Origin of the sequence: Nocardioides sp. Root1257, assembly GCF_001425175.1 — a bacterium.
Taxonomy (GTDB): Bacteria; Actinomycetota; Actinomycetes; order Propionibacteriales; family Nocardioidaceae; genus Nocardioides.
In genome coordinates this window covers 1-11,669 of record NZ_LMDV01000010.1, presented here as the reverse complement: position 1 = coordinate 11,669, position 11,669 = coordinate 1, and the positions used below count along the sequence as shown (strand labels likewise).

The window sequence follows — 11,669 nt, the reverse complement described above, 5'->3', positions numbered from 1 at the left end:
CCCGGTGGCTGGTTCAGTGGTGGGCCGACGCCGATCTCACAGCGTAACCGTCGAAGGACACCTCTTGGCCGCGCGCACCACTTCCGGTAACTCCCGCCGCATCTCTTTCGCAAAGATCTCCGAACCACTCGAAGTCCCGCAGCTCCTCTCCCTCCAGACCGACAGCTTCGACTGGCTGGTCGGCAACGAGGCTTGGCAGGACGTCGTCCAGCGCCGCCTCGACGCGGGTGAGGACGTCTCCCAGAAGTCCGGTCTGACCGAGATCTTCGAGGAGATCTCGCCGATCGAGGACTTCTCCGAGACCATGTCGCTCTCGTTCGAGAACCCGGTCTTCTACGACCCGAAGTACACGGTCGACGAGTGCAAGGAGAAGGACTTCACCTACTCCGCACCGCTCTACGTGTCTGCGGAGTTCACCAACAACGACACCGGTGAGATCAAGGGCCAGACGGTCTTCATGGGCGACTTCCCGCTCATGACGCCGAAGGGCACCTTCGTCATCAACGGCACCGAGCGCGTCGTCGTCTCGCAGCTCGTCCGGTCCCCGGGCGTCTACTTCGAGCGCACGGCCGACAAGACGTCCGACAAGGACATCTACACCGCGAAGCTGATCCCGTCGCGTGGCGCCTGGCTCGAGTTCGAGATCGACAAGCGCGACCTCGTCGGCGTCCGCCTGGACCGCAAGCGCAAGCAGAACGTCACGGTGCTCCTCAAGGCCCTCGGCCTGACCATCGAGGACATCCGTCGCGAGTTCGCGGACCCCAACAGCACCGACGGCCGCGCCTACGAGTCGATCGAGCTGACCCTGGAGAAGGACCACACCCAGGGCGAGGACGACGCGCTGCTCGACATCTACCGCAAGCTGCGTCCCGGCGAGCCGCCGACGCGTGAGGCTGCGCAGACGCTGCTGAACAACTACTACTTCAACCCGAAGCGCTACGACCTCGCGAAGGTCGGCCGCTACAAGGTCAACAAGAAGCTGGGCCTCGTCGAGGCGTTCGACCAGCAGACGCTCACCGTGTCCGACATCGTCGCCGCGATCCGCTACATCGTCGCGCTGCACGACGGCCAGACCGAGGTCGAGGCGCCCCAGGGTGCTCTCGAGATCGCTGCGGACGACATCGACCACTTCGGCAACCGGCGCATGCGCACGGTCGGCGAGCTGATCCAGAACCAGCTCCGCACGGGCCTGGCCCGCATGGAGCGCGTGGTCCGTGAGCGGATGACGACCCAGGACGTCGAGGCCATCACGCCGCAGTCCCTGATCAACATCCGTCCGGTCGTCGCGGCGCTGAAGGAGTTCTTCGGCACCTCGCAGCTCTCGCAGTTCATGGACCAGACGAACCCGATCGCGGGCCTGACGCACAAGCGTCGTCTCTCGGCCCTCGGCCCGGGTGGTCTGTCCCGTGACCGCGCCGGCATGGAGGTCCGTGACGTCCACCCGTCGCACTACGGCCGGATGTGCCCGATCGAGACGCCGGAAGGCCCGAACATCGGTCTGATCGGCTCGCTGGCCTCCTACGGCCGGATCAACCCGTTCGGCTTCGTCGAGACGCCGTACCGGAAGGTCGAGAAGGGTCGCGTCACCGACAAGGTCGACTACCTGACCGCCGACGACGAGGACAAGTACGTCATCGCCCAGGCGAACGCCGTCATCGACGACAAGGGCCGCTTCCAGGAGGAGCGCGTCCTGGTCCGTCAGCGCGACGGTGAGGTCTCCGAGGTCCTGGCCGACGAGGTCGACTACATGGACGTCTCGCCGCGCCAGATGGTGTCGGTCGCGACCGCCCTGATCCCGTTCCTCGAGCACGACGACGCCAACCGCGCGCTCATGGGTGCCAACATGCAGCGCCAGGCCGTGCCGCTCATCACGAGCGACTCGCCACTGGTCGGCACCGGCATCGAGTACCGCGCCGCGGTCGACGCCGGCGACGTGGTCGTCGCGACCAACGCCGGTGTTGTGAAGGAGGTGTCCGCGGAGCTCGTCGAGACGATGAACGACGACGGCACCTACTCGACGTACAAGCTGGCGAAGTTCAAGCGCTCCAACCAGGGCACCTGCATCAACCAGCGTCCGCTGGTCTCCGAGGGTGACCGCGTCGAGGTCGGCTCGCCGATCGCCGACGGTCCGTGCACCGACGACGCGGAGATGGCGCTGGGCACCAACCTGCTCGTCGCGTTCATGCCGTGGCAGGGTCACAACTACGAGGACGCGATCATCCTCAGCCAGCGCCTGGTGCAGGAGGACATCCTCACCTCGATCCACATCGAGGAGCACGAGGTCGACGCCCGCGACACCAAGCTCGGGCCGGAGGAGATCACGCGGGACATCCCGAACGTCTCCGAGGAGATGCTGGCCGACCTCGACGAGCGCGGCATCATCCGCATCGGTGCCGAGGTCCAGACCGGTGACGTCCTGGTCGGCAAGGTCACGCCCAAGGGCGAGACCGAGCTGACCCCGGAGGAGCGCCTGCTCCGCGCGATCTTCGGTGAGAAGGCGCGCGAGGTCCGCGACACCTCGATGAAGGTGCCGCACGGTGAGTCCGGCACGGTCATCGGCGTCCGCGTCTTCGACCGCGAGGAGGGCGACGAGCTGCCGCCGGGCGTGAACCAGCTGGTCCGCGTCTACGTCGCGCAGAAGCGCAAGATCTCCGTGGGTGACAAGCTCGCCGGCCGTCACGGCAACAAGGGCGTCATCGCGAAGATCCTGCCGATCGAGGACATGCCGTTCATGGAGGACGGCACCCCGGTCGACGTGATCCTCAACCCGCTGGGTGTCCCGCGACGGATGAACATCGGTCAGATCCTCGAGCTCCACCTGGGCTGGCTCGCCAAGCAGGGCTGGGACCTGGACCTGCACGACGGTCCGAAGGACGAGGACTGGAAGAAGCGCCTGATCAAGATCCACGCGGACAAGGCCGCGCCGAACTCCCGGGTCGCGACCCCGGTGTTCGACGGCGCCCGCGAGGACGAGATCACCGGCCTGCTCGGGGCGACCAACCCCAACCGGGACGGTGTCCGGATGATCGACGCGACCGGCAAGGCGGACCTCTTCGACGGCCGCTCCGGCGAGCCGTTCCCGGACCCGGTGTCGGTGGGCTACATGTACATCCTGAAGCTGCACCACCTCGTCGACGACAAGATCCACGCGCGCAGCACCGGCCCCTACTCGATGATCACGCAGCAGCCCCTGGGCGGTAAGGCCCAGTTCGGCGGCCAGCGGTTCGGCGAGATGGAGGTCTGGGCGATGGAGGCGTACGGCGCCGCCTACGCCCTGCAGGAGCTGCTCACGATCAAGTCCGATGACGTGCCTGGTCGCGTCAAGGTCTACGAGGCCATCGTGAAGGGCGAGAACATCCCCGACTCCGGCATCCCCGAGTCGTTCAAGGTTCTCGTCAAGGAGATGCAGTCGCTCTGCCTCAACGTGGAGGTGCTGTCGCAGGACGGCACGGCCATCGAGATGCGCGACGCGGAGGAGGACGTCTTCCGCGCCGCCGAGGAGCTCGGCATCGACCTGTCCCGCCGCGAGCCCAGCTCGGTCGAAGAGGTGTGAGTCGCGGGGCCGGCTCCGGTCGGCCCCGCCTCCGCCCCCCTCACTCAGATTTCTAGAACTACCGAAGGGTTGCAGCCATCGTGCTCGACGTGAACTTCTTCGACCAGCTTCGGATCGGCCTGGCCACCGCGGATGACATCCGCACGTGGAGCCACGGTGAGGTCAAGAAGCCGGAGACGATCAACTACCGCACGCTCAAGCCCGAGCGTGACGGTCTCTTCTGCGAGAAGATCTTCGGTCCCACCCGGGACTGGGAGTGCTACTGCGGCAAGTACAAGCGCGTGCGCTTCAAGGGCATCATCTGCGAGCGGTGTGGCGTCGAGGTCACCCGGTCGAAGGTGCGCCGTGAGCGGATGGGCCACATCGAGCTCGCCGCCCCGGTCACCCACATCTGGTACTTCAAGGGTGTCCCGAGCCGCCTCGGCTACCTCCTCGACCTCGCCCCGAAGGACCTCGAGAAGGTCATCTACTTCGCGGCGTACATGATCACCTCGGTCGACGAGGACGCGCGCCACAAGGACCTGTCCTCCCTGGAGAACAAGGTCGGGCTGGAGCGCGAGCGCCTCGAGAAGCGTCGTGACGGCGCCGTCGAGGACCGCGCGAAGAAGCTCGAGGAGGACCTCGCCGCCCTGGAGGCGGAGGGTGCCAAGGCCGACCAGCGCCGCAAGGTGAAGGACGGCGCCGAGCGCGAGATGAAGCAGCTCCGCGACCGTGCCCAGCGCGAGATCGACCGCCTCAACGAGGTGTGGGACACGTTCAAGAGCCTCAAGGTCCAGGACCTCATGGGCGACGAGATGCTCTACCGCGAGATGAAGAACTGGTTCGGCAAGTACTTCGAGGGCTACATGGGCGCCACGGCGATCCAGAAGCGCCTCCAGGACTTCGACACCGAGGCCGAGGTCGAGTCGCTGCGCGAGACCATCGCCACCGGTAAGGGCCAGCGCAAGGTCCGTGCCCTCAAGCGGCTCAAGGTCGTCGACGCGTTCCGCAAGACGGGCAACAAGCCGCAGGGCATGGTCCTGGACGCCGTCCCGGTCATCCCGCCGGACCTGCGCCCGATGGTGCAGCTCGACGGTGGCCGCTTCGCGACCTCCGACCTGAACGACCTCTACCGTCGCGTCATCAACCGGAACAACCGCCTCAAGCGGCTCCTGGACCTGGGCGCGCCGGAGATCATCGTCAACAACGAGAAGCGGATGCTCCAGGAGGCCGTCGACTCGCTGTTCGACAACGGCCGTCGTGGTCGCCCGGTCACCGGTCCCGGTAACCGCCCGCTCAAGTCGCTGTCCGACATGCTCAAGGGCAAGCAGGGTCGCTTCCGTCAGAACCTGCTCGGCAAGCGCGTGGACTACTCGGGCCGTTCGGTCATCGTGTCGGGTCCGCAGCTGAAGCTGCACCAGTGCGGTCTGCCCAAGCAGATGGCGCTCGAGCTCTTCAAGCCGTTCGTGATGAAGCGCCTCGTCGACCTGTCGCACGCGCAGAACATCAAGTCCGCCAAGCGGATGGTCGAGCGGGCCACCTCCGGTGCCCGGTACGCCGTGGTGTGGGACGTCCTCGAAGAGGTCATCACCGAGCACCCGGTGCTGCTCAACCGTGCGCCCACGCTGCACCGCCTCGGCATCCAGGCCTTCGAGCCCCAGCTGATCGAGGGCAAGGCCATCCAGATCCACCCGCTCGTCTGCTCGGCGTTCAACGCCGACTTCGACGGCGACCAGATGGCGGTGCACCTGCCGCTGTCGGCCGAGGCGCAGGCCGAGGCCCGGATCCTGATGCTGTCGACCAACAACATCCTGAAGCCGTCGGACGGCCGTCCGGTGACCATGCCGACCCAGGACATGATCATCGGCCTGTTCTTCCTGACCACCGACCGGGACAACACCCAGGGCGACGGTCGGGCGTTCGCGTCGCAGGCTGAGGCGATCATGGCGTTCGACCGTGGCGAGATCTCGCTGCAGAGCAACGTCAAGATCCGCTTCAACGACATCGTGCCGCCGCTGGAAATGGGTGGCGACGAGGGTGCCCTGGGCGACCAGATCACGCTCGAGACGACCCTGGGTCGGGCGATCTTCAACGAGGCCCTGCCGGCCAACTACCCGTACGTGAACTACGAGGTCGGCAAGAAGGCCCTCGGCGCGATCGTCAACGACCTGGCCGAGCGCTACACCAAGGTCGAGGTCGCGGCCTCGCTCGACGCCCTGAAGGACACCGGCTTCCGCTGGGCCACCTTCTCGGGTGTCACCGTCTCGATCGACGACGTCACGACGCCGCCGGAGAAGGTGCAGATCCTGTCGGGCTTCGAGGCCCAGGCAGCGAAGGTCCAGACCCAGTTCGAGCGTGGTCTGGTCACCGACGAGGAGCGCCGTCAGGAGCTCATCGAGATCTGGACCCAGGCGGCCAACGAGGTCGGCAAGGCGATGGAGACGACGTTCGACCGCGCCAACCCGATCTACATGATGGTCGAGTCCGGTGCCTCCGGAAACATGAACCAGATCCGGCAGGTCGCGGCCATGCGTGGCCTCGTGGCAAACCCGAAGGGCGAGATCATCCCGCGCCCGATCAAGTCCAACTTCCGTGAGGGCCTGACCGTCCTCGAGTACTTCATCGCGACGCACGGTGCCCGCAAGGGTCTGGCGGACACCGCTCTGCGGACCGCGGACTCGGGCTACCTGACCCGTCGTCTGGTGGACGTCTCGCAGGACGTGATCATCCGCGAGGACGACTGCGGCACCGAGCGCGGCCTGCCCAAGCGGATCGGCGAGAAGCTCGAGGACGGCAGCGTGGTCAAGGCGGAGAACGCCGAGACCGCGGCGTACGCCCGCTCGGCGGCCACCGAGGTCACCCACCCGAAGACCGGAGAGGTCCTCGCGGCCGCCGGTGAGGACCTGGGCGACGTCAAGATCGGCGAGCTGATCGCGGCCGGCATCGAGGAGGTCAAGGTCCGCTCCGTGCTGACCTGTGACGCCAAGACCGGCACCTGCGCGAAGTGCTACGGCCGCTCGCTGGCCACCGGCAAGCTCGTCGACATCGGCGAGGCCGTCGGCATCATCGCGGCCCAGTCGATCGGTGAGCCCGGCACGCAGCTGACCATGCGTACCTTCCACACCGGTGGTGTGGCTTCGGCGGACGACATCACGCAGGGTCTGCCCCGCGTGGTCGAGCTCTTCGAGGCCCGCTCGCCCAAGGGTCGTTCGCCGATCGCCGAGGCCGCCGGCCGCGTGGAGATCGACGAGACCGACAAGACCCGGAAGATCCTGATCACGCCGGACGACGGCTCCGAGGTCCAGGAGTACCCGGTCTCGAAGCGGTCGCGTCTGCTGGTCGCGGACGGTCAGCACATCGAGGTCGGCCAGATGCTCACCGTCGGTACCCCCGACCCGCAGGACGTCCTGCGGATCCTGGGTGTGCGCCGGGCGCAGGAGCACCTGGTGGACGAGGTCCAGGCTGTGTACCGCAGCCAGGGCGTGTCGATCCACGACAAGCACATCGAGATCATCGTCCGGCAGATGCTGCGCCGGGTCACGGTGATCGAGTCCGGTGAGACCCACCTGCTCCCGTCCGACCTCGTCGACCGGGGTCGCTTCGAGGAGGAGAACCGTCGGGTCGTCTCCGAGGGCGGCAAGCCGGCCTCGGGTCGTCCGGTGCTCATGGGCATCACCAAGGCCTCGCTGGCGACCGAGTCGTGGCTCTCGGCGGCCTCCTTCCAGGAGACCACCCGCGTCCTCACCGACGCAGCCATCCACGGCCGCTCGGACTCGCTGCGCGGTCTGAAGGAGAACGTGATCATCGGCAAGCTGATCCCGGCGGGCACGGGCCTCGAGCGCTACCGCAACATCCGGGTGGAGCCCACCGAGGAGGCCCGCGCCGCGGCGTACTCCGTCACCGGTTACGACTCCTACGACTACGAGTTCGGCAGTGGCGGCCAGGCCGTCGCCCTGGACGACTTCGACTTCGGTTCCTACCAGAACTGATCCAGTCGTACGTTGGCCCCATCACCTTCGGGTGGTGGGGCCTTCGGCATTTCCTGGCAACTCCGAGGTGTGTCCGGGCGTCCCAGTGGCATGACCAAGTTCCTGATGAGTCTTCTGCTGGCCGCCGGTCTGTCGACCCTGGTGGGAGCGCCGGCGCACGCTGCGGCGCCTGAGTGCACGAACGCCGAGCTGGTGGCGTCGTACCGCAGCACGGGCAGCGGGATGAGCCACGAGTTCGGCCGGATCGTGCTGCGCAACGTGTCCGACACGGCGTGCTCGATCCGCGGGTACGGCGGGCTGTCGTACGTCGGGGGCGGGGACGGCACGCAGGTGGGTGCCGCGGCGACGCGGACGTCCGGCCCCGTGCGCAGCATCCTGGTGCGGCCCGGGAAGCGGGTCGTGAGCGAGGTGTCGGCCAGCGACTTCTCGCCGTACCCGCGGCACCGCTGCCGGCCGGCGCACGTCGACGGGTTCCGGGTCTACCTGCCGGACGAGGACCGGGCCCAGTTCGTGGCGCACCCGACGACGGGGTGCCGCAACGACCGGGTGCACCTGCTGGCGCACCGGGCGTTCGCGAGGCCATGAACTAGCCTCGACGGATGACTCGGGTCCTCCTGGCCGTTGCCCTCGCGATCACTCTCCTCGGCGTCGCGCCGCCGTCGTACGCCGCCCCGGTGCGAGCGGACCGGGGTGTGCAGCCGGTGCCGGTCCCGAAGGACGGCCGCGCCGTCGACACCTCGCACCCGGACCACGTCGTCGGCCGGGGCACGCCGGCGAGCTGCACCTCGGCCGCCGTGGTGCGGGCTGTGCGTGCGGGTGGTGTCATCACGTTCGACTGCGGCCCCGATCCGGTGACCATCCGGATGACCCGGACCGCGAAGGTGCTCAACGAGTCGCGTCGCGTGGTGATCGACGGCGGGGGCCTGGTGACCCTCGACGGCGGCGGGACGCGCCGGATCCTCTACCAGGACACCTGCGACCAGCGGCAGCACTGGACGACGTCGCACTGCAACGACCAGCCGTTCCCGCAGCTGGTCGTCCAGCACCTGACGCTCGCGCACGGGAACGCGACGGGCCAGCACGAGGAGGGCGGCGGTGGCGGCGCGATACTCGCCCGCGGCGGGCGCCTCAAGATCGTGGACTCCCGCTTCCTCGGCAACCGGTGCGACCGGCGCGGCCCGGACCTCGGGGGCGCGGCGGTGCGGGCGTTCGACCAGCACCGGGACCGGCCGGTGTACGTCGTGGGCAGCGAGTTCCGCGGCGGCCGGTGCAGCAACGGCTCAGCCCTGAGCAGCATCGGGGTCTCGTGGCGGGTCCTCAACAGCACCTTCGTCGGCAACCGCGCGGTCGGCCGTGGGGCCAACCCGGCCCAGTCCGGCACCCCGGGCGGCGGCAGCGGTGGGGCGATCTACCTCGACGGCAACCGGTTCACGCTGGACCTCGGCGGCACGCTGATCCGCAGCAACGTGGCCAACGAGGGCGGGGGCGCGGTGTTCTTCGTGAGCAACGACCGGACCGGCACGATGCGGGTCCGGCACTCCACCCTCGAGCGCAACGTCAGCCGGGGGTTCGAGACCCGAGGACTGCCCGGCATCTTCTTCCTCGGCGCGCGGCGACCCAGCGTGACCGACTCGGTCGTGCGCTGAGACAATCGGAGGATGAGCACTCCGACCGAGACCGACGTCCTCGTCGTGGGCGCCGGCCCAGCGGGGTCGGCGGCCGCCGCGTGGGCGGCTCGGTCCGGTGCGGACGTGGTGCTCGCGGACGCGGCCGTCTTCCCGCGCGACAAGACGTGCGGTGACGGTCTCACCCCGCGCGCGATCGGTGAGCTCCAGCGGCTCGGGCTCGAGGACTGGCTCCGCGCCCACACCGTCAACCAGGGCCTGCGCGCCCATGGCTTCGGCCAGACGCTGCTGCTGCCCTGGCCCGGGGGCACGCTGCCCGACTGGGGATCGGCCGTCGCCCGCACCGAGCTCGACGACCACCTGCGCACGACCGCGATCAAGTCCGGGGCGACCGCGGTCGACGGGCACCGCGCCGTCGACGTACGTCGTGAGGGCGACCGGGTCGCGGCCGTCGTCTTCAAGACCGACGCCGGCCCGGTCGAGATCGCGTGCCGGCGGCTGGTCGTCGCCGACGGCGTCCGGTCCCCGCTCGGGAAGGTGCTCGGCCGCGAGTGGCACCGGGAGACCGTCTACGGCGTCGCCGGCCGGTCGTACGTCGCCTCCGGGATGTCCGACGACCCCTGGATCAGCTCGCACCTGGAGCTGCGCGGCCAGGACGGGGCGATCCTCAGCGGCTACGGCTGGATCTTCCCGCTCGGCACCGGCGAGGTGAACCTCGGGGTCGGGACCCTCGCCACCGCCAAGCGGCCGACCGACCTGGCGGTCAAGCCGCTGATGGCGCACTACGCGGGCCAGCTGCGCGAGGAGTTCCAGCTCGGCGACGAGCTGCGGATGCCGACCTCCGCCCTGCTGCCGATGGGGGGCGCGGTCTCCCACGTCGCCGGTCGCAACTGGGCACTCATCGGCGACGCCGCGGCGTGCGTGAACCCACTCAACGGCGAGGGCATCGACTACGGGCTCGAGACCGGCCGGCTGATCGCCGAGATGCTCGACGAGCAGGACGACCTGACCCGGGCCTGGCCGGCGCTGCTGACCGAGCACTACGGCGAGTCGTTCTCGATCGCGCGTCGGCTCGCCGGCCTGGTCACCGTGCCCCGCGTGCTGCCGGCGCTGGGCCCGGTCGGGATGCGGTCCGACTGGCTGATGACCCTCGCCCTGCGCTGGATGGGCAACCTGGTGACCGACGAGGACCGGGACCGCGCCGCGCGGGTCTGGCGCTGGGCCGGGCGCCGCTCGATCGCCCGCGACCACCGGCCGCCCTTCTCGTGAGCCGGCCCCGATGAGCGGACTGCCGAAGCGGCAGCGGGTCGCGGCGTACGCCGTGATCCTGCGCGACGGCGCCATCCTGCTGAGCCGGCTGGCGCCGACGGTCACACCCGACGAGCTCTGGACCCTGCCCGGTGGCGGGCTCGACCACGGCGAGGACCCGCGCGACGCCGTCGTGCGCGAGATCCACGAGGAGACCGGACTCGACGCCGTGATCGGCGAGACCGCCCGCGTCTACTCCGCGCACCTGCCCGGGGTCTGGCGCGACGGCCGTCGCGTCGACGCGCACGCCCTGCGGATCGTCTACGAGGGCTGGGTCGCACCCGACGCACCCGCGCCGCGTGTGATCGAGGTCGGCGGATCGACGATGGCCGCCGACTGGAAGCCCGTCTCCGACGTGCTCGACGGCACCGTCCCCGTTGCCCCCATGGTCCTCGAGGCACTCGCCGACCACCGACCCTTCCGCCACCAGCGGCTCGGCGCCTACGCCCTGGTGCGGCGCGGTGACGACGTGCTGCTGACACGGATCTCCGAGCGCGGCTTCCACACCGGCTCCTGGACGCTTCCCGGTGGTGGCGTCGACCACGGCGAGTCACCTCGCTCCGCGGTGCTCCGCGAGCTGCGCGAGGAGTGCGGCGTCGGCGGCACCGTCGGTGAGCTGGTCGCCGTGCACGACGACCACTTCAGCGGTACGGCGCCCTCCGGTCGCTACGAGGACTTCCACGCCGTGGCCATGGCCTTCGCCGTGACCATCGACGACGCCGCCGAGCCGGGGCTCACCGAGGCCGACGGCACCACCGACGCCGTCGCCTGGGTGCCGGTGGCCGACATCGAGTCCGGCGCCCTGCCGGTCCTCGACCTGGTGCGCGAGGCGCTGGGCTCGGCATAGCTCCGGACGTCTCGGACCAGAGGGTGCGGAGCGCCGCGGTCAGTGGTGATTGCTGCTGGTGACGCGACTACCGGGATGCGTGGTCACCGTGGGCGGTGGTTGCGGTGGCGATTTCCAGTGGCTGGTCGGGTTGCGGGTTCGCTCGGGTCGACCGTCGTGGCCCGGGTGGCATGGCAATTGCCCCGGCGATCGCCCGGGAACATCTGATCTACCCGGTGCACCAGATCTTCCCGGCTGTGCTCAGCGCCGCGGTTCGTGGTGGTTGCTGCTGGTGACGCGACTACCGGGATACGTGGTCACCGTGGTCGGTGGTTGCGGGGGCGATTTCCAGTAGCTGGTCGGGCTGCGGGTTCGCTCGGGTCGACCGT

General features: G+C 69.1%; 6 protein-coding genes. All 6 read left to right on the top strand.

Annotated features, from left to right (window positions below; translation table 11 throughout):
• Positions 1-64: 64 nt before the first annotated feature.
• The 6 genes from ASC77_RS18930 (at position 65) to ASC77_RS27805 (ending at position 11,301) form a co-directional block, all read left to right on the top strand.
• Positions 65-3,553: a DNA-directed RNA polymerase subunit beta gene (locus ASC77_RS18930; RefSeq protein WP_056156659.1), complete on the top strand. Its 3,489-nt coding sequence runs from the start codon at positions 65-67 to the stop codon at positions 3,551-3,553.
• An 80-nt stretch (positions 3,554-3,633) separates the two neighbouring features.
• A complete protein-coding gene (locus ASC77_RS18925) occupies positions 3,634-7,521 on the top strand; it encodes a DNA-directed RNA polymerase subunit beta' (protein ID WP_056156658.1) in 3,888 nt (1,295 codons plus the stop codon).
• A gap of 105 nt (positions 7,522-7,626) precedes the next feature.
• Positions 7,627-8,106: a DUF4232 domain-containing protein gene (locus ASC77_RS18920; protein WP_162249840.1), complete on the top strand. Its 480-nt coding sequence runs from the start codon at positions 7,627-7,629 to the stop codon at positions 8,104-8,106.
• A gap of 14 nt (positions 8,107-8,120) precedes the next feature.
• Positions 8,121-9,167 (top strand): hypothetical protein, encoded by a 1,047-nt coding sequence (locus ASC77_RS18915; protein WP_082574990.1) that lies wholly within the window; start codon positions 8,121-8,123, stop codon positions 9,165-9,167.
• Positions 9,168-9,179: 12 nt separating this feature from the next.
• Positions 9,180-10,415 (top strand): geranylgeranyl reductase family protein, encoded by a 1,236-nt coding sequence (locus tag ASC77_RS18910; RefSeq protein WP_056156655.1) that lies wholly within the window; start codon positions 9,180-9,182, stop codon positions 10,413-10,415.
• Positions 10,416-10,425: 10 nt separating this feature from the next.
• A complete protein-coding gene (locus ASC77_RS27805) occupies positions 10,426-11,301 on the top strand; it encodes an NUDIX domain-containing protein (RefSeq protein ID WP_056156652.1) in 876 nt (291 codons plus the stop codon).
• Positions 11,302-11,669 lie beyond the last annotated feature (368 nt).